Origin of the sequence: Streptomyces sp. NPDC005551, assembly GCF_042871785.1 — a bacterium.
Lineage (GTDB): Bacteria > Actinomycetota > Actinomycetes > Streptomycetales > Streptomycetaceae > Streptomyces.
In genome coordinates this window covers 1-19,918 of the sequence record NZ_JBIAJE010000004.1, presented here as the reverse complement: position 1 = coordinate 19,918, position 19,918 = coordinate 1, and the positions used below count along the sequence as shown (strand labels likewise).

Sequence of the window (19,918 nt, the reverse complement as noted above, 5' to 3'; positions counted from 1 at the left end):
GGAGGGGCGCCGCCCGCGAGGGCGCCCGGCGGATGCCGTGCGGTGCGTCAGCCGCCGGCGGTCGGTCGGTCGGCGTGCTCCTCCGGCGGCCGGGTCCGGTGCGCGGCCTGTCCGGTTCGGTGCGCGGCCTGTCCGGTTCGGTGCGCGGACTGTCCGGCCCGGTGGCCGGGCGGGTGCTACACCCGGCGGAACAGCAGGTCGTGCACCACATGGCCCTTGTCCAGCCCCTGGCCCTCGAAACGGGTCAGCGGCCGGAAGCCGGGACGGGGCGCGTAGCCGCCGTCGGGCCGGGTGTTCTGGAAGTCCGGGTGCGCGGTCAGCACGTCCAGCATCTGCTCGGCGTACGGTTCCCAGTCGGTGGCGCAGTGGACGAGGGCGCCGGCCCGCAGACGGGACGCGGCGAGGGTCAGGAACTCCGGCTGGATGATGCGGCGCTTGTGGTGCCGCTTCTTCGGCCACGGGTCCGGGAAGTACACGCGCAGCCCGTCCAGCGTGTCCGGCGACAGCATCTCGCGGAGCAGGATGATCGCGTCGCCGTTGCCCACGCGGATGTTGGTCAGGCCCTCGCGGTCGGCGAGGTTGAGCAGATTGCCCTGGCCCGGGGTGTGCACGTCGACGGCGAGGATGCCGGTGTCCGGATCCGCGGCCGCCATCTGCGCGGTGGCCTCACCCATCCCGAAGCCGATCTCCAGGACGACGGGACGGCCGGGGCCGAACAGCTCCGCGAGGTCCAGGGGGCGTCCGTCGATGTCCAGTCCCCACTTGGGCCACAGCCGCCGCAGGGCGTCCGCCTGGCCGGCGGTCACCCGGCTGCGCCGGGGCTGGAAACTCCGGATCCGGCGCTCGAAGTGCGACCCGGCCGGATCCGGCTTCGGTCCGTCGGGGAAGCGGGGCTCGCTCTTGGCACGGGCAGGGGCGGGACCCGGCGAACCGTCGGCGACGGAGGGCCGGGGCTCTTCGGAGGAGTTGAGGGAATCAGACACAGTGAGTCGATTTTACGGCGGCTACGGCCGGACACCTGCCGCGCGGGCCGCCCACCGGGCCCATACCGGTCCCGGGCGGCTTCGCACCGGGACCCGGGCTTGCGTACCGGGTCCCGCGTACCCGGTCCCGGGCGGGCCCTGCGCCGGCTTCAGCCGGGCCCGGCCGGCCGGGCGGGCCCGGTGCGGGGCGCGGCGATGCGGTCAGGTCCCGGCGAGGGACTTCAGGGCCCGGCGGGCGATCTCCCGGCCGATCGGTAGCGACGCCGTGGCGGCGGGGGAGGGCGCGTTCAGTACGTGGACCGTCCGGGGGCGCTCCTGGATCAGGAAGTCGTCCACCAGCGTCCCGTCCCGCAGGACGGCCTGCGCGCGGACCCCCGCCGCGGCCGGTATCAGGTCGTCCGGCGTGATCGCGGGCAGCAGCCGCCGGACGGCCTCCGTGAACGCCGTCCTGGAGACCGAGCGGCGCAGCTCGCCCGCCCCGTACCGCCAGTGCCGGCGGCCGATCCGCCAGGAGCCGGGCCAGGCCAGCGTCGCCGCCAGCTCGCGCGGGCTCACCGTGCCCCAGCCGTACCCCTCGCGGGCCAGCGCGGGTACCGCGTTCGGGCCGATGTGCACGCTGTTGTCGATGCCCCGGGTCAGATGCACGCCCAGGAAAGGGAACGCCGGGTCCGGCACCGGATAGACCAGGCCGCTCACCAGCTCCGGCCGTGCCAGGGTGAAGTACTCACCGCGGAAGGGCACGATCCGCATGCCCGGGTCGTCCCCGGCGAGGCGGGCGACCTCGTCGCAGTGCAGTCCCGCGCAGTTGACCAGGACGCGGGCGCGGACGACCCTGCCGTCGGCCGTGCGGACGGCGACGCCGAGCTCGGGGCGCCGGTCGATGCGGACGACCCGCGCCCCGTAGTGGATGCGGGCGCCGGAGGACTCCGCGAGGTGGCGGGCCACGGCGGCGAAGTCGCAGACGCCGGTCGTCCCGACGTGGATGGCGGCGAGACCGCGGACCTGCGGCTCGTACTCCCCGATCTGGGCGGCGCCCAGCTCGCGGACCGGGATGCCGTTCTCCCGGCCGCGCTGGACGAGGGCGTGCAGGCGGGGCAGCTCGGACTTCTCGGTGGCGACGATCAGCTTGCCGGTGACGCGGTGCGCGATGCCGTACTCGGCGCAGAACTTCGTCATCTCGGCGGCGCCCCGCACCGCGTAGCGCGCCTTCAGGGAGCCGGGGCGGTAGTACACCCCGCTGTGGATGACGCCGCTGTTGCGCCCGGTCTGGTGGCGGGCGGGGCCCTGCTCCTTCTCCAGCACCGTGACCCGCGTGCCCGGTGCGGCACGCGTGATCGCGTACGCCGCCGACAGGCCGACGATCCCGCCGCCGGTCACCAGCACGTCGCAGTCGTAGGCAGCCCCTTGCCGCACCCGCTTCACCTCCCGGCTTCGATAGTGCACTGCGCCACTGACAATGCCCTCAAACCCGGGAAGGCTCCCCGGCGCCCGCGGGGGCCGGGGGGAGCCGGGAGCCCGCCGTTACGCGGGAGCCATCAGCAGGGGCCGTGCCCGCTCCCGCAGCTCCACCACCCGCGGCTCGTCGCCGTACGGCTCCAGCCGGTGCAGGAGGTCCTTCACGTACTCGGTGGTGCGCGCCGAGGAGATGCGCCCGGCGACCTCGACGGCCCGTACGCCCTGCTCGCAGGCCGCGTCCAGATTGCCCGACTCGAGCTCGGCGACCGCCGACACCACCAGGCGCAGCCCGTGGGAGCGGACGAACTCCTCCGTCGGCTTCGACAGCGCCTGCTCGGTGAAGCGGCGGACCTGGCGGGGTGCCTTGAGGTCGCGGTAGCACTCGGCGGCGTCGGCGGCGAACCGGTCGTACGAGTAGAAGCCGAGCCAGGACGGGTCGTGGTCGCCGTCGCGGGCCCGCTCCAGCCAGCCCTCGGCGGCCTTCAGGGCTCCGCCGGCGGCCTGGGCGTCGCCGGCGCGCGCGTGGGCCCGTGCCTCGACCAGGCGGAAGAAGCTCATGGTGCGGGCGGTGGCCAGTCCGCGGTTGCGCTCCAGGGCGGCCTGGGCGAGGTCGACGCCCTCGTCGCCGAAGCCCCGGTAGGTGGCCTGGAGGGACATCGACGCCAGGACGTAGCCGCCGAGGGGCACGTCCGCGGCGGCGCGGGCCAGGCGCAGCGCCTGGATGTAGTAGCGCTGGGCGGCTTCCTGCTGGCCGGTGTCGAAGGCCATCCAGCCGGCCAGTCGGGTCAGTTCGGCGCTCGCCCCGAAGAGGGCCCGGCCCACCTCGTCGGAGTACGCGCCGAGCAGCAGCGGCGCCGCCTCGACGCGTAAGCACTCGGGCACCATGGACGAACGCCAGTCGCCCCCGCCGTACTTGGAGTCCCAGCGCCGGGCGTCCTCGGCGGCCTCACGGAGTTTCAGCACATCGCTGTGGCCGACTTTCAGCGGTGCTCCGGAGCCCTCGCCGGGGTTCTCGTCGCGTGCCACCGAACTGTCGGCCGGGGTTATCAGCCATCGTGAGGCGGGCGTCGCGTAGGCGCTCACCGCGAACGAACCGGCGAGCGACTGCCAGATGCCGCCGCCCGTGCGGCGCCCGGCGAGGTCGAGGCGGTACAGCTCCGTCGCCGACCGCACCGCCTGCCCCACGTCGCGGGGGAAGGCGAGGCCCACTTCCGGCGCGGGATCCGCGTCCGCCAGACCGATCTCGTGGAGCGGTACGGGGCGGCCGAGCTTCTGCCCGATGGCGGCGGCGATCAGGTGCGGGGCGGCACCCTGGGGCACCATTCCCTTCGACACCCAGCGCGCCACCGACGTCTTGTCGTAGCGAAGAGTCAGGCCGCGCTGAGCGCCAAGGTCGTTGACGCGTCGCGCGAGGCCTGCGTTGCTGATTCCCGCGAGGGCGAGAACGGTGCCGAGTTTTTCGTTCGGCCCGCGTTGCTCCCTGGACATGCGCCACCCCTCGACACAGACGGCTGCCGTGCTGGCATAACCACGCGGCATTCGTAAACCCAGCGTAGTTCGCCCAATCCCAAGCGTTAAGGGGCGTACTTCCGGATGGCGGGAATGTGGTCCGCACGGCAGTACGGAGTGTTGCGGCGTGCTCCCGTTGTGTGGCCGTGCGCCTGTCCGTGCGCTCTTCTCCGGCCATCCCGGGAGCGCTTCCATGGGGACGCGTGGGTCGGCCCGCTGTACTGGATCCGGTGGGCTGGGGGACACCGTCGTCTACATCCCCGCGGGCGGCGGACCGGTCCGGGAGGCGAGCCTCGCCTCCCGGACTGCGGGTCGGCGGTCCCTGCGCAGGGCCTGTACGGAGCGTGTGCACGCCTGACCGTCCCGCGTCGATTTGGCTTATTTTCGACGGTGCCTCTGGAGGCGGATTCGCGCTCTCACCACGTCACTTGAGGGCGCGCGGGGTGCCTTTGGGGAGCGTATCGGGGGCGCATTCGCGTCGCCGTTGGTGCGGAGGCCTCGGCGGCGGTCGCGGGAGTCCTCCGCGGCGGCGGTCGCGGGAGTTCTCCGCGGCGGCCGTGGGGAATCCTTCGTGGCCGCCCCGGGTGCGGGGTGCGGGCGCGGCCCGTCGCCGTGGTCCGGGGGTCCGGGGGTCCGGGTGGTTCGCCGTCCGGCCGTCAACGTGGCGCGTCCACCGTACCCCTGACGATCCGTCATCTGGTCCTCGACGTCCTCAGTGCCTCGTCCGGTGCCTCGTCCCGGGGCCTCGTCGGGAGGTGGCCGGGGCCCACGGGGGCGCATTCCGGGGGGCGCAAGCAGTCGCACAGGCCTTCCCGCATGCCCGCTTCGTGGCAGCATGGTGCCCAGTTCGTGCGGTGCACTGGTTGTCCACACCCTGTGGAGGCGGCGATGCGGTGGTTGGTGGGGTGGAGCAGTACCGCCGCCAGAGCCTCTGAGATCGGCTCGGCAGGATCCACCGGAAGTGACGGCGAGACCGTGCACCCGGTGGGCTCCCAACTCCTTTGGGGCGACCCCGATCCGCTCTGGGCGGTCGGCGACTGGCGCCCCGACGAGGTGCGCGTCGTGCACGCCGACGCGCAGAACCGCATCGCCGTGCTGGGCACCTGCGGCGCCTCCGACGAGGAACTGCGCGTCGGGCTCTTCGCCGCCCGCGGCGGGGCACTTCGGCATCTCACCGCCTGGCCGGGCAGCTACACCGTCATCGTCCAGGCCGGGCGGCGGGTCACCGTCTGCGGCGATCTCGCGGGCGCCCGGCCGGTGTTCCACACCCCCTGGGCGGGCGGCACGGCCTACGCGACCGCCGCCCTGCCCCTCGCCGACCTCATCGAGGCCAACCTCGACTTCGGGCACCTCGCCGCGCTCCTCGCCGCCCCCGACGTACCCGCCGCCGTGCACGACTCGACCCCCTACGACGGCGTGCGGCGCATCCCGCCCGGACACGCGCTCATCCTGCGGGCGGGCGCCCGGGAGATCGCCGGGTACGAGGCCGTCGCCTCGCTCGCCGTCGCCGCGCCCACCGCCGATCCGACCGCCTCCGTGGACGCCGTCCGCGACACCCTCGTCGACGCCGTCCGCGCCCGGCTCGCCGCGCCCCGGCACGTGCCCGGCGCCGACGTGGACCCCGGGCCCGTGCCCGGCATGGGGCCCGCCGAGCGGCGCGCCGCGCGCGGCATGCCGGTGCCCGGCATCGGCGCCGACCTCTCCGGCGGGCCCGCCTCGGGCACCCTGGCGCTCCTCGCGGCCGGGCTCCCCGGGATGCCGGGAACCGTGCTGGGGCACGGCACCGGCGCCGGGGAGCGGCTCCTCGCCGTCACCTTCAACGACCTCGCCGTCAGCGGGCGCGAGGCCGAGCTCGAGCGGGCCGGGACGCTGGCCGCCAACCCCCGGCTGCACCACGTGGTCGTCACCGGCGGCGAGGAGGTCCTGCCCTACGCCGACCTGGAGGGGCCGCTCACCGACGAGCCGGGGCCCTCGCTGGTCAGCGCCGCCCGGCACCGGGCGCGGCTCGCCGCGGGCAGCGCGGACCACTTCACCGGGTACGGGGCGCGGCAGGTGCTCGACGCGCATCCCGCCCGCCTCGCGGACCTCCTGATGGACCGCAAGCGGCGCCATCTGGTGCGCCCCGTCGCGGCGCTCGCCCGGGCCGACGGTTCCGTCATGGTCCCCGCGCGCGTGTACGGCGCGGCGCGCAGGCTCGCCCGTACGCCCTACCGGGCCGGGGTCGACGTCCTCGCCGACCGGCTGCTGCACCGGCGGTTCGAGGAACCCGGCGGGGCCGTGGGCGCCTCCCTCGCCGCACTCACCTGGGCCAGGCCCGGGCCGGCCGCGCGGTGGCTGACCGGGGAGGCACTGGCTGAAGTATCGGTTCGCCTGCAAGGGGCGTCCGGGCGGCCCGGGGTGAGTCCGGGGCAGCGGCCCGGCGACTTCCGCGCGCGTGCCGCGCTGGCGCGGCACGCGGCGGATCTGCGCATCCTGGAGCAGGCCGCCGAGATCCGCTTCCAGCGGCTGCACGCGCCGTTCCTCGACAACCAGGTGGTACGGGCGTGCCGGGCGCTGCCCGAGGCGCTGCGGGTGCAGCCCGGGGCGCGGGCCGCGATCCTCCGTACGGTGCTGGAGGGGGCCGGCGTCGGGGACCTTCCCCCGGGCTGGGGTGCGCCGTCCCACGCCTCGGCCGCGGCGGCCACGCGTACGGGGCTGCGGGTGTCCGTCGACTCGCTGATCGCGTTGTTCGACACGCCGTTGCTGGCGGAGGCGGGGCTGGTGGAGGCGCGGGTGGTCCGCAAGGCGCTGCGGGCGGCGGCGGACGGTGAGCCGCTGCCGCTGGACGGGCTCGCCGACCTGGTCTCGCTGGAGCTGTGGCTGCGCCGGCTGCTGGGGCGCCGGGGGACGTGCTGGACGGGGACGCCGGCGCGGCAGCGGGCGGTACCGGCGGGGATCGCTCCGCAGGGGCGGGCGTTGGGGTCGGCGGGGCGTCGGGGGCTGGCGGGGGCGCCCTGACGGGTGTTGGTGCGGGGGCCGTGCCTGGGGTGACCGCCGGGCGCCTTGGCCCGGTGGGTGGGGCGGGGCCGCGCCAGTACATCCGCCCGTTGCATGTCGGGCGTACAGCCGCGTTGCATGAGGGCCCGGGGTTGTCTGCCCGACCTGCAACGGGCATTTGATGTACCGGCACGGCCCCTTCTGTGGGAGGGCGGGTGCAGACCGTACCCATTGCGGTAAGGGCGGGGTTCGAGTTGCTCGCGCTGCGGTTGTCTTGGCGGGAGGGCGGGTGCAGGCCGTACCCATTGCGGTACGGGCGGGGTTCGAGTTGCTTCCGCTGCGGTTGTCTTGGCGGGACCGCCACACGGCTCGCCGGGGAAAAGCCGGTGGCGGGGCGTGGGGCCCCGGAGACAATGGGCGGGTGCGGTACAGAATCCTGGGCGTCACCCAGGCGGCGGACGACCAGGGAACCCCCATACCCCTGGGCGGCCCCCGCGTACGCGCACTCCTCACCGCCCTGGCCCTGCACCCCGGCCGCACGGTCACCCCCGAGAGCCTGATCGACGAGGTGTGGGCGGACGATCCGCCGCAGGACGCCCCGGCCGCCCTCCAGGCCCTGGTCGCCCGCCTCCGCCGTACCGCCGGCAGGCACACGGTCACCTCCGAGCCCGGCGGCTACCGGCTCGCCGCGGCGCGGGACGACGTCGACCTGTACGTCTTCGAGCGTCTCGTACGGACGGGAAAGGCCGCCCTCGACCGGGGCGACGCGGCGACCGCCGCCCGCGAGCTGCGCGAGGCTCTCGCCCTGTGGCGCGGCCCCGCCCTCGCGGACCTCCCTGACCGCGCCGCGGCGACCCGGCCCGAGGCCCTGCGCCTGGAGGCGACGCGCACCCGCATCGCCGCCGACCTGCAACTCGGCCGCGCCCCCGACGCCGTACCGGAGCTGCGGGAACTGACCGCCGCCCACCCCTACGACGAACCCCTGCACGCCCTCCTCCTGCGCGCCCTGCGCGACTCGGGACGCCACGCGGACGCCCTCGCCGCGTACGAGGGCGTGCGCCAGAACCTGCTGGAGGGGCTGGGAACCGACCCGGGGCCCGAGCTGCGGGCACTGCACCGGGAGCTGCTCGCGGGTGCCCTCGACGCTGACTCCGTATCCGTGCCGGAGCCCGGCCCGCCGGTTCCGCCGAGCGGGAACATCCGGCGGCGGCTGAACTCCTTCGTCGGGCGGGAACCCGAACTGGCGGCCATCCGCGCCGAGATGCGCGGGGCACGCCTGCTCACCCTGACCGGACCCGGCGGCTCGGGCAAGACCCGCCTCGCCGAGGAGGCCGCCGCCGGGCTGCCGCAGGCGTGGCTGGCCGAGCTGGCCCCGCTGGAGCGTCCGGAGGCCGTGCCCAGCGCGGTGGTCAGTGCCCTCGGGCTGCGCGAGACCGTCCTGATCACCAACGAGCTGTCCGCCGCGACGGCACAGGCCGACCCGGTCGCCCTGCTCGTCGAGTACTGCGCCCCGCGCGGCCTGCTGCTGATCCTCGACAACTGCGAGCACGTCATCGGCGCCGCCGCCGGCCTCGCGGAGACCCTGCTGACGCACTGCCCGGACCTCACGATCCTGGCCACCAGCCGCGAACCCCTCGGCGTACCGGGCGAGTTGGTGCGCCCGGTGGAGCCGCTGCCGCTCGACCCCGCGCACCGGCTGTTCATGGAGCGTGCCGCCGCGGCCCGGCCCGACGGCGACGCGGTGCACGATCCCCGCGCGGTGGACGAGATCTGCCGCAGGCTCGACGGACTGCCCCTCGCCATCGAACTGGCCGCCGCCCGGCTGCGCCTGCTCACGCCCCGGCAGATCGCCGACCGCCTCGACGACCGGTTCCGGCTGCTCACCTCCGGCAGCCGTACGGTGCTGCCCCGCCAGCAGACGCTGCGTGCCGTCGTCGACTGGTCCTGGGACCTGCTCGACGAGCGGGAGCGCACCGTGCTGTGCGAGGCGTCCGTCTTCGCGGGCGGCTGGGACCTCGCCGCCGCCGAGGCGGTGTGCACCGGTCCCGCGGCCGACCTGGTCGGGGCGCTCGTCGACAAGTCCCTGATCGTCGCCACGCCGTACGAGGACGGCGCCGGCGGCGGCATGCGGTACCGGATGCTGGAGACGATCCACGAGTACGCCGCCGAACGCGCCGACGAGGTGCCCGGGCTGCGCGCCGCGGCCGAACGCCGCCACCGCGCGTGGGCGCGCGCCCTCGTGGAGGAGGCCGAGCCCCAGCTGCGGTCCGCCGGGCAACTGCCCTGGATCCGGCGCCTGGAGACCGAGCTCGACAACATCAGGGCCGCCCTGCGGCGGGCGGTCCTCGCCGGTGCCGAGGAGGAGGCGGGCTCCCTCGCCCTCGCCATGTGCTGGTTCTGGTGGCTGCGCAACTACCGCCAGGAGGGCGCGGAGTGGACCGGCCGCATCCTGCGGCTGGGCGTCGTCCTGGACGCCGGCGGCGACCTGTCCGCGTCGGACGCCGCCGATCCCGTCCGGGCGTATCTCGCCGGCGCCGACTCCGAGGAGACCCATCCTCTGCACCGGATGCGGATGAGGCTGCGGATGCAGGAGCTGTTCCTGCTCGCGGAGGCGCAGCCGCTGGAGGTGCTGCGGGACCGGTTCTCCCCCGAGTACATCCGGCGGGTGATCGGTGTCTTCGAGAAGGGCGGCCCGGACGCGGCCGTCATGCCGGGCCTCGTCTGGCCGCTCGCCGTCCACTTCCTGGGCCTCTCGGAGGACCTGCGGCCGGCCCTGGACGCCTCGGTCGCCAACTGCCGCAGGTACGGCGGCGACTGGGAGAGGGGCGTGACGCTGATGTTCCGTACGCACATGATCGTCGACTCGCCCGGCGGTCTGCACGGCATCGACGGCGACCTCGCCGAGCTCCGCACGCTCAGCCGCCGCGTCGGCGACCGTTGGATGCGCGCCCAGGTGTGCAGCGCGGCCGGTGAGGCGGCGACGGCCCGCGGCCGGTTCGAGGAGGCGAGGAGCGAGTACGCGGAGGCGCTGCGGCTCGCCCGCGAGGTGAGCGCGCACGTGGAGACGCCGTTCCTCATGGCCAGGCTCGCCGAGATCGCGTTCCGCTCGGGCGACCGTACCGGGGCACTGGCCGCCCTCGACGAGGCGAGCGCGGCGGCCGACCGGCACGGGGTGACCGACTCCCGGGCCTTCATCCTGGTGCTGCGCGCCCACATGGCGCTGGAGGACGGGGAGCCGGACCGGGCCCGTGAACTGTACGAGGCGGCGCGGGCGGAGAGCGGCCGGGGGACTCCGCCGCCGCAGTTCCTCGCCGTACTCGGTCAGATCGACGCCCTGGTCACGGCGACCGAGGCGGGCCCCGAGCGGGGGCTGGCGAAGCTGGCCGAGACCCTGCGGCAGGCCTTGGACACGCGCTGCGCGGAGTGGGTGACGGCCTCCCTCGTGGAGAGCGCGGCCCGGCTGTTCGCGGACATGGACGACCTTCCGCGAGCGGTCCGCCTGCTCGCCGCCGCCGGACACTGGCGGGGCGTCCATCCACGCCCGATGCCGGAGCGCTGCCACGCCGAGCGCGTCGAGGCCGACGCCCTCACGTCGCTGGGGCCCCGCCGCTGCGAGTCCGAACGGGGCCGGGGCGCGGACTTCACCCCGGACGACGCCCTGCGGGAGCTGAAGGAAGCCCTGGACATGACCCCCTGGGCACCGCCTGGTCGGTAGGGGGGCGGCCCCTGGGCAGCGACTGGTCGGCAGGGGGCGGGCCCCGGGCCTCACCGGCAGCTGAAGCCGGCGTCGGCCCAGTCCACCGGCGCCACCGCGTCGAAGGGGGTGCCGGGGTCGACGGCGAGGCGGATCGTGCGGCGGCCGGTGAGGTCCACGTGGACGGGAACCGCGCGGTCGCCGCCCGCCAGCAGCGGGGACCGCCAGAGACGAACCCCGTCGGCGTACACGGAGAACCGCACCTTCCCGAGCCCCCTCGTCATGTCGTCGACACCGACCACGGCGTCGTACGCCGAGCAGTCGCGGTTGAGGTCGATGGTCACCGAGGACCTGCCGTGCACGGTCACGCCGCGCGCGTACTCCCGGCCGCCGACCGAGACGCCCCACCGCTGCCACACCCAGCTGCTCTCGCCGAGCCGCATCTCGGGTTCGGTGCCGTCGCCGGTGAGGCCGTACCGCAGCTCGTTCCACCGGTAGACGGTCGGGACGGGTGCCGGCGGAGGCGGGGGCGTGGGTTCGGGGTCGGGCCGGGGCGGCGGTGTGGGCCTCGGCTGCGGTTTCGGACCGGTGGGCCCGAAGGACGACTCGGCCTTCGGCGGGGCGGACGACGGAGGCGGGGCCGGGGCGGGCGTCGGCGCGGGGGCGGCGGCGGCCGGGACCAGGGGCGGCCGGGCCGTCGCCCGCTTCGGCGGCTTCGGCGGCTTCAGCGGCTTCGGCGCCGGCACCGGTGCCGGCGACTCGACGGCGTGCGACGCGGCCGGCCTCGCCTCCGGCTTCCCGACGGTGCTGTCGTCGCCCACCAGCGCGAGTGCGACCGCCGCCGCGGCCACCGCCACGACTCCCGCCGCGACAGCCGCTTTCGCCGGTGCGCCGAGCCCCTCGGAGGCCGCGGCTCCGCCGGACCCGCCACCCGCGGCGACGGCCGCACCGGTGGCGCCCGCGGCCCCGGCCCCCGTGCCGCCGGCGACGAGCGCGACCGCCTTCGCGTACCCGGCGGCGCCGAACCAGCCGATGACCGCGACCGGTACGACCGCCGGGATGCCGCCGGCGACCTCCTTGATCTGGCGCGCCGCGAGGCGGCATTTGGCGCACTCCTCCAAGTGCTTGCGCAGCCCGCGCTCGGCGCGCGTACGCAGGCCGCCGCGGGCATGGGCGCCGAGCCGGTCGGCGTAGCGCGCGCACTCCTCGTCCGCGATGAGCGCGGTGCTGACGTGCGCCTGGAGATAGGCCTGCCTGAGGCCCTCCCGGGCACGGCTGGCGAGGACGCGGGTGCCGTTCGCGTCGAGCCCGAAGAGCGTGGCGACCTCGCTCGGCGACTCGTCCTCGACCTCGGTGTGCCAGAGCACCGCCTGCCACCGCTCCGGCAGGGACCGGAAGGCCCGCACGGCCATGGACTGCTCGGCCTCCCGCATCGCGAGCACGTCCGCGCCGAGATCGAGTGTGTCGTCGCCCGAGACCTCGGGACTGCGCTCGGCCTGCGCGGCGAACACCGCGAAGTCGTCGACCAGTTGCTCCCGCTTCGCGGTCTTGGTCCAGTGCGCGGCGACGCGGCGGACCGTGGTGAGCAGATACGCGCGTACGGCGTACTCCGGGCCGCTGCCGCCGCGCACCGCCTGGAGCACGCGGGCGAACACCTCGGCGGTGAGGTCGTCGGCGGTGTGCCCGTCGCGGCAGCAGGTGCGCGCGTAACGGCGTACGGCGCCGGCGTGACGGCGGTACAGCGCCTCGTACGCCGTGTCGTCGCCGGCGCGCATGCGCGCGATCAGGTCGGCGTCGGACGGCGGCGGATCGGATGTCACCGGGCCGGACGCCCCTGGGCCGGACGTCGCTGGATCGGACGGCGGTGGGTTGAGGGGCGCCCGGTCGGACGGCAGTGCGAGCACGCCGTTTTCGTGCCGCTCGCGCTGTGGCGGCACGCTGGGGTGCGGGCTGTGCGGGCTGTGCGGGCTTCCGTCCTCACCCGGGTCGGCGCTCGCGCCGCGGTCGTCGCCGCGGGGAGGGCGGCCCTGGCCGGGGACCCGCCGCGCGGCAGGCGACCCGGAGTCCGTGCCCCCGCCGCCGGGTGACTCGCCCCGCCCGTCAACGCTCATCGCGGACTGCCCCCGCCTGCACACTCGGTCCCTGAAATTCCGGGAAAGAGTGCCATACGGGAGCCCTGGCGAGCCCGGCAGCAGCGAACGATCACTCGTCCGTGGGGTTTTCCCGTACGGCGGTACTGACCGTCACCCGTCCGGGGAAGGATCGACGGCCTCCTCGCCCACAAGCGTCCTGAAGGGCAGCGAGTTGGTGGCCCGCTCGAAACGCCCCGCGCGGCGAACGCCGTGTCGAGGCCGCCGTACACGGCAGCGGTGAGGGGCCACCGCCTGTCACCGGAGACCCCTCACCGCGACCGTCGTCCTACAGCGGGCGGGACCGCAGTCCCTCCAGCAGGATGTCAAGCAGCCGGGCCGAGGCCGCGGCCTGCTGGGCGGCGTCCGGCAGCGAGGGCGCCGCCGTGGCGATGACCAGCAGGACGTCCGCGACCGTCACGTCCGCCCGCAGCTCGCCCGCCGCACGCGCCCGGTCCACCAGCCGCCCGACGACCTCGAGCAGCGCCGCCACGCCGGTGTCGTCGGCGAGTTCGGCCGTGGCGTCCGCGACCAGCCGCAGTCCGGCGGCCGGCTGGGACCGCTGCTGCGGCACCCGGACCTCGTCCACGAGGACGCCGTCGGGCTCCTCGTCGGCGACGCCCACCCGCAGCACCTGGGGCGGCAGCAGCCGCCCCGCGCCCGAGGCGACCGACGTCCGCAGGAAGCGCGACAGCGCCGACCACGGCTCGTCCTCCTGGCCGAGCGCGGAGCGGGCCTGGTCGGTCAGCCGGGCGGTCTCCTCCTCGGCGATCCGGCGCACCAGGACGTCCTTGCTCGGGAAGCGCCGGTACACCGTGCCGACACCGACCCGGGCGCGCCGCGCCACGTCCTCCATCGGCGCGCCGTACCCCAGCTCGCCGAAGACCTCGCGCGCCGCGCGCAGTACGTGTTCCAGATTGCGCTGTGCGTCCACGCGGAGCGGCGTGGTGCGGGAACTGTCGCCTGGCCCACGTCCGTTGCCGCTCACCGCGCCGAGCGCACCGCCTGGTGCGACGGCCGACGCGGTGGACCAATGAGAATCCTGAATGTGCATAAGTGTTCCCCCGGTAATGACGTCTCCCCCCGGAGACTCTCCCCGCCATTGGAAGGCGGAGCGTGCGGAACGAGCGTGTTGCACGAGCCCGCCCCTGCGGACTCGTCGCGCACATCCCCCTACACCCCGTCGACACACGAACATAGTTGAGAGGGGGTCAATTCAGAAGGGGCAGGTTCCGCACGGAGCGCCCCCCGATCGGACCACGGGTCGGTTACCTCCCGGTTACGCCCCTTCCTCTCTCTCCGTCCACCCCCGTTGAGCTGGGCGTCTTCCGCGTACTCCGGCAAATCGGCCAACCCGGCGCCGCGGCGGCGGCCGGTCACACAAATTGCCGGGGCTGTGGACAAACGCGAGCGCCGGGTGCGTCATGGGGTGGTGACGGCTGAGATCAATCAGGGGACGACCCCCGAACCCCGGAAGAGTGCACGCATTCTCATCGTCGGTGGCGGCTATGTGGGGCTGTACACCGCGCTGCGCCTGCAGCGAAGGCTGAAACCGGAGCTCCGACGGGGCGAGGTGGAGATCGTCGTGGTCTCCCCCGACCCGTACATGACGTATCAGCCGTTCCTGCCGGAGGCGGCGGCCGGCTCCCTCTCACCGCGGCACGTCGTCGTACCACTGCGGCGGGTCCTGCGCGGATGCCGGATCGTCGTCGGCGAGGTCCGGTCGATCGACCACGCCGGGCGCACCGCGGTCCTCACCACACCCGCCACCGAGGAGCGGGGCGCGAGCGCGGAGGAGCTGGCGTACGACGAACTGGTCCTCGCGCCCGGCTCCGTCTCACGCACCCTCCCGGTCCCCGGCCTCGCCGAGCACGGCATCGGCTTCAAGACCGTCGAGGAGGCCATCGGACTGCGCAACCACGTCATCGAGCAGATGGACATCGCCTCCTCCACCCGCGACCACGCGATCCGCGACGCGGCCCTGACCTTCGTCTTCGTGGGCGGCGGCTACGCGGGCGTGGAGGCACTCGCCGAACTCGAGGACATGGCCCGCTACGCCACGCGGTACTACCACAACATCAAGCCCGAGGACCTGAAGTGGATCCTCGTGGAGGCCTCGCCGCGCATCCTGCCCGAGGTCGGCGAGGAGCTGGGCAGGTACACGGTCACCCAGCTGCGCCGCCGCAACATCGACGTGCGCCTGGAGACGCGGCTGGAGACGTGCGCCGACCGGGTCGCCGTCCTGAGCGACGGGGCACGCTTCCCGACCCGTACGGTCGTGTGGACCGCCGGGGTGAAGCCGCACCCGCTGCTCGCCGCCACCGACCTGCCGCGCGACGGGCGCGGGCGCCTGAAGTGCACACCCCGCCTCACCGTGGACGGCGTCACGCACGCGTGGGCCGCGGGAGACGCCGCCGCCGTCCCCGACGTCACCGCCGCGGAGCCCGGCGCGCAGACCGCGCCCAACGCCCAGCACGCGGTGCGCCAGGCCAAGCTCCTCGGCGACAACATCGCCCACTCCCTGCGCGGCGAGGAGCTGGAGACGTACTCCCACAAGTACGTCGGCTCGGTCGCCTCGCTCGGGCTGCACAAGGGCGTGGCCCACGTCTACGGGCGCAGGCTGAAGGGCTACCCTGCCTGGTTCATGCACCGCGCCTACCACCTGAGCCGGGTCCCGACCTTCAACCGCAAGGCCCGTGTCCTGGCCGAATGGACCCTGTCCGGGCTGTTCAAGCGGGAGATCGTCTCGCTGGGCTCGCTCGAACACCCCCGTGCCGAGTTCGAACTGGCGGCCGGGGGGAAACCCGCCCAGGACCCGAAGGGGTCGTCCTGACCGGAGCCAGGAACTCCGCCGGAGTGACCCGCGTCTGACGGATGTCGGCCCGGTCGGCCAGACTGGCCCACGGCCGGGCGGTCCCACCGCCCGCTCTCCGGACCCACGATGCTTTCCCACGATGCTTTTCCCACGTGCTGTATTCCTTCGGGGGAGACCCCCGGACCCCCGGCGACCGTGCCGTCCGGGGGTCATGAACCCGAGGCAAGGACTCGTGAACTTCACGCGCTGGAGCGCCCGACTCCCCGGAACGCAGCGCCGCGCCGCCGCGCGCAGCGACCATCCGGTCACCCAGGACCGGCGGGGGGACGGATCCGTGCCCGCGGCCCGCGCCGAGCAGCTGACCGACGACGCGCCGCCCGTGCCCGCCGTCGACGCGCTGCCGGTCCGTGAAGTCCTCGACCGCGTCCCGGCCCTCGTCGCCCTGCTGCACGGCCCCGACCACCGCATCGCGTACGTGAACGACGCGTACGTGTCGGCCTTCGGCGTACGCCCCCTCGGCGAGCCCGCGCGCGCCGCCCTGCCGGAGCTGGAAGGCCTCGGCCTCCTGCCGCTCCTAGACCAGGTGCTGCGCAGCTCCAAGTCCCGCACCGTCAAGTCCCGCAGGACGCCCGACGGCCGTTCGTACACCTTCACCTGCACGCCCGTCGACACGCCCGACGGCGAAGGCGCGCCCGACGGCCGGGGCGGCGGGGTCCTGGTCTTCGCCACGGACGTCACCGACCACGCCGAGGCTGCCGAGCGGCTGCGCGCCAGCGAGCGCAGGCAGCGTGAGACCGCGGTCACCCTCCAGCGCTCCCTGCTCCCGCAGGAGCTGGAGGAACCGGACGACCTGCGCGTCGCGGCCACCTACCACCCCGGTGGCACGGAGGCCGCGGTCGGCGGCGACTGGTACGACGTGATCACCCTCGGCGGCGGCCGCACCGCCCTGGTCATCGGCGACGTCATGGGCCGGGGGGTGCGCGCCGCCGCCGTCATGGGCCAGCTCCGTACGGCGGTCCGCGCGTACGCCCGGCTCGACCTGCCCCCGCACGAGGTGCTCCAGCTCCTCGACGGCCTCGCCATGGAGATCGACGCCAACCAGATCGCCACCTGCGTGTACGCCATCCACGACCCCAACGAGGGCCGGCTGGTGTACGCGTCCGCGGGCCACCTGCCGATCCTCGTCCGGGACGAGAGCGGCACCGTGCTGCGCGCGGACGAGCCCACCGGGCCCCCGCTCGGCACGGGCGGCTGGATGCACGCCTCGGGTTCGGTCCCGCTCGGCCCCGGCTCCACGGCAGTCCTCTACACGGACGGTCTGGTGGAGCGGCGCAACGAGGACCTCGACGAGGGAATCGCCGCCCTGGAGCGCGCCCTGGCCGGCGCCACCGGCACCCCCCAGGTCGTCTGCGACCGGCTGGTGCGCTCGGCGGGGGTGACTGCCGACCACGACGACGACGTCGCCGTCCTCGTCCTCCAGCACCCCGCCCGCACCGGCCCCGACAGCGAGCTCTTCCGCAACGCGGCACTGGAACTGCTCGGCGGTGTGGAGGCCACCCCACGCGCGCGAGCCTTCGCCTCCGGCGTGCTGACCAGCTGGCGCTTCCCGCGCGAGCTGCACGACCTCGGTGTGCTTGCGGCCAGCGAACTCGTCGCCAACTCGCTCCAGCACGGCACCCCGCCGATGCGGCTGCGGCTGCGGCGCACCGACCGCCGGCTGATCATCGAGGTCACCGACGGCGACGACCACCTGCCGCGCCGCCGCCGCGCCGAGCCCGGCGACGAGGCGGGACGGGGCATCGCCATCGTCGCCACGATCGCCACCGGCTGGGGCTCCCGGCGCACACCGGGCGGCGGCAAGGCGGTGTGGTGCGAGTTCGCCCTGCCCGGCGGGAGTGTCTGACGGGGGGTCTGACAGACCGCGCCGTCAGGCGTCGGCGCGCGCGGACTCCGCGGGAGCGCCGCCCTGCGCCACCACCCGGCTCCGGGCGAGCGACGGCTGGTTCTGCAGGGGAGTGAGCTGCCGTCCGAGCCGGATCGCCAGGTAGGTGATGCCGAGCGAGAACAGCAGGAACGTCCCGATGTACGGCGCGTGCAGCGACGCGCCCATCGGGCCGCCCACCGCCGGTCCGACGGCCAGCGCGAGCTGCTTCACCAGGGCGAACGCGGAGTTGTACTGTCCCGCCATGCCCGTCGGCGCCAGATCGGCGACCAGCGGCGCGACCGTCGGCGACAGCATCGCCTCACCGAGCCCGAACAGCGCGTACGTCGAGACGAACGCGGCGGTCGCCATGGTCCCGCTGCCGTGCCCGAGTCCCGCGTACCCGGCGACGACCCAAGCCAGGGCCCAGATCAGCCCGACCGCGGCGATCACCCGGGACCGCTTCCGGCGCTCCACGAACCGCAACACCGCGAACTGCGCGACGACGATCATCGCCGTGTTCGCCGCGAGGGCCGTACCGAGCGCGGACGTCGAGATGCCGGCCGCTTCGACGCCGTACGCGCTCAGTCCCGACTCGAACTGCCCGTAGCAGGCGAAGAAGAGCACGAAACCGAGGACGCACAGCTGCACCATGGCCCGGTTGCCCAGCAGCTGCTTCCAGCTGCCTCCCCCGCCCCGCGGCGCGTCCTCCACCGCCGGCGCGTGCGGCATCCGCACCGTCGTCATGATCACGGCGAGCAGCAGGAACATCGCCGCCTCGATCGAGAACAACAGGGTGAACGAGTCCACGCGCGTGGTGTCGACAAGATGCCCGCCGATCAGACCGCCGACCCCGAGGCCGAGGTTCTGCAGGAAGAACTGCGTCGCGAAGGCGCGCGACCGGGTCTCCGCCGTCGAGCAGTCCACGATCATCGTGGCCAGCGCCGGCTGCATGACCGCCTGTCCGGCACCCAGCGCCGCCGCCGACAGCAGGACGGTCGTCGCACTGCCGGCGAGCCCGAGGCTCAGCGCCCCGACGGCTGCCGTGACCAGGGCGGCGACGAGGACCGGCCGCGGGCCGCGCCGGACGATGGCCCGCCCGGCGAACGGAAGCACCACGAGCGCGGCCACGGCGAAGACGGCGAGCACGAGACCCGCCGTCATGGCCCCCAGCTCCCGCACCTGCGCCACGTAGACGTACAGATACGGAACCGTGAAGCCGAGCCCGAACGCGCTGAGTGCGTTGCCCGCATGGATCCGGCGCATCGCTGCGCCCATCGCCCTGGTCACTTTCACCTGCCTTTGAACGGGGACCGGCTCCCCACACGGGGAGCCGGTCCGAGAAGAAGTACGAGAAGTCAACCCTGAAGACTTCAGAGCTAAAGTTCGAAGCTAAACTGTACACCTCGAAGGACTTCAAGGCCAAGCGGGGCCGTGCCATACTCCGCCCATGGGTGACATCCCCGGTGTCGGCGCCAGCGAGCCGACCCTCGAAGAGCAGATCGCGGCATACCAGCGCGAGTTCCGTGACCTCGATCCGCAGGTCGAGAAGATCGTCTCGGCGCTCGGCCGGCTGAACCGCCGGATGAACGTCGCCTACGGCCGGCAGACCGCCACCCTCGGCATCAGCAACGCCGACTGGGAGGTCCTCAAAGCGCTCGTCCTCTCGGGGGCCCCGTACCGCCTGGGCCCGAGCGACCTCGCCAAGCGGCTGGGACTCACCCCGGCGGCGATGACCCACCGGATCGACCGCATGGTCACGGAGGGCCTGGTCACCAGGGAGCGGGACGAGTCGAACCGCGTGCGCGTCATCGTCGAGCTGACCGCGGAGGGCCGCGAGAAGTGGCTGGAGGCGATGCGCCTCGCCACGGTCTTCGAGGAGGACCTGCTCCAGGACCTGTCCGCCGACGAGCGTGGTGTCCTCGGCGAGGTCCTGACCCGGCTGCTCCGCAGGGTGGAGGACGCCCAGCCGGACGCGAGCGGCCGTCTCACCGACCTGGACTGAGAGCACGGACCCCGGCCGTCGGCGGGCGCCGGCCGGTCCCAAAAGTTCTTGACAGAGGTGGTTGACAGCCCCCTCCCGGATCCGTAAGGTTCTTCGAGTTGCCGCGGGGCCGTCACGGTTCTGCGACAGCACCTCCGCCGCTGAAGCGGCACCCAAACCACCAGCACGATCTCCCAACCGGGTTGAATTTCGGCGTGTCCGAATTCAATTCGATTTGGCTCCGGCAGCTCCGATTAGGAACCGCCGAGAAGATCCGCTAAAGTTTGGGACGTCGGAACGGCCCAAAAGCCGGGACGACAAGCCCCCTGACTGGGAATCAGGCCCGAAAGGATCTGGTAGAGTCGGAACCGCCGGAAAGGGAAACGCGAAAGCGGGAACCTGGAAAGCACCGAGGAAATCGGCACCGGAAACGGTCTGATAGAGTCGGAAAC

11 protein-coding genes are annotated in these 19,918 nt (G+C 74.2%); 5 read left to right on the top strand and 6 right to left on the bottom strand.

What is annotated here, in order from left to right:
- Nucleotides 1-176: 176 nt before the first annotated feature.
- The 3 genes from trmB to ACFYP4_RS12435 form a co-directional block, all read right to left on the bottom strand.
- Complete coding sequence (gene trmB / locus ACFYP4_RS12445) at nt 177-983, bottom strand: tRNA (guanosine(46)-N7)-methyltransferase TrmB (protein WP_358852626.1); 807 nt, start codon at nt 981-983, stop codon at nt 177-179.
- Between the two features lie 201 nt (nt 984-1,184).
- The gene (lhgO, locus tag ACFYP4_RS12440; RefSeq protein ID WP_388785103.1) at nt 1,185-2,396 is read right to left on the bottom strand and encodes an L-2-hydroxyglutarate oxidase; all 1,212 of its coding nucleotides are present in this window, start codon (nt 2,394-2,396) and stop codon (nt 1,185-1,187) included.
- A 108-nt stretch (nt 2,397-2,504) separates the two neighbouring features.
- The gene (locus ACFYP4_RS12435; RefSeq protein WP_358855618.1) at nt 2,505-3,926 is read right to left on the bottom strand and encodes an MFS transporter; all 1,422 of its coding nucleotides are present in this window, start codon (nt 3,924-3,926) and stop codon (nt 2,505-2,507) included.
- A gap of 909 nt (nt 3,927-4,835) precedes the next feature.
- Between ACFYP4_RS12435 and ACFYP4_RS12430 the strand changes: the two genes are divergently transcribed.
- Together ACFYP4_RS12430 and ACFYP4_RS12425 are read left to right on the top strand one after the other, a co-directional pair.
- A complete protein-coding gene (locus ACFYP4_RS12430) occupies nt 4,836-6,944 on the top strand; it encodes an asparagine synthase-related protein (RefSeq protein ID WP_358855617.1) in 2,109 nt (702 codons plus the stop codon).
- 400 nt (nt 6,945-7,344) lie between these two features.
- Nucleotides 7,345-10,638, top strand: coding sequence for a BTAD domain-containing putative transcriptional regulator (locus ACFYP4_RS12425; RefSeq protein WP_388785100.1), 3,294 nt, complete (start codon nt 7,345-7,347; stop codon nt 10,636-10,638).
- 50 nt (nt 10,639-10,688) lie between these two features.
- On the opposite strand, the gene ACFYP4_RS12420 is transcribed toward ACFYP4_RS12425, so the two are convergent.
- Nucleotides 10,689-12,728: a sigma-70 family RNA polymerase sigma factor gene (locus ACFYP4_RS12420; protein ID WP_388785098.1), complete on the bottom strand. Its 2,040-nt coding sequence runs from the start codon at nt 12,726-12,728 to the stop codon at nt 10,689-10,691.
- Between the two features lie 307 nt (nt 12,729-13,035).
- Nucleotides 13,036-13,800, bottom strand: a complete 765-nt coding sequence (locus ACFYP4_RS12415; protein ID WP_358855614.1) for a helix-turn-helix domain-containing protein — start codon at nt 13,798-13,800, stop codon at nt 13,036-13,038.
- 378 nt (nt 13,801-14,178) lie between these two features.
- On the opposite strand from ACFYP4_RS12415, the gene ACFYP4_RS12410 reads away from it, so the two are divergent.
- Both ACFYP4_RS12410 and ACFYP4_RS12405 read left to right on the top strand, forming a co-directional pair.
- On the top strand, nt 14,179-15,579 hold the full coding sequence (locus ACFYP4_RS12410) for an NAD(P)/FAD-dependent oxidoreductase (protein ID WP_358855613.1): 1,401 nt from the start codon (nt 14,179-14,181) through the stop codon (nt 15,577-15,579).
- Between the two features lie 214 nt (nt 15,580-15,793).
- Entirely contained in the window at nt 15,794-17,464 is a 1,671-nt protein-coding gene (locus tag ACFYP4_RS12405; RefSeq protein ID WP_388785095.1) for a SpoIIE family protein phosphatase, read from the top strand.
- Between the two features lie 24 nt (nt 17,465-17,488).
- Here the strand turns inward: ACFYP4_RS12405 and ACFYP4_RS12400 are convergent, their stop codons facing one another.
- Complete coding sequence (locus ACFYP4_RS12400) at nt 17,489-18,760, bottom strand: MFS transporter (protein WP_388785093.1); 1,272 nt, start codon at nt 18,758-18,760, stop codon at nt 17,489-17,491.
- A 172-nt stretch (nt 18,761-18,932) separates the two neighbouring features.
- On the opposite strand from ACFYP4_RS12400, the gene ACFYP4_RS12395 reads away from it, so the two are divergent.
- Nucleotides 18,933-19,487, top strand: a complete 555-nt coding sequence (locus tag ACFYP4_RS12395; protein WP_358855610.1) for a MarR family transcriptional regulator — start codon at nt 18,933-18,935, stop codon at nt 19,485-19,487.
- Nucleotides 19,488-19,918: the final 431 nt, after the last annotated feature.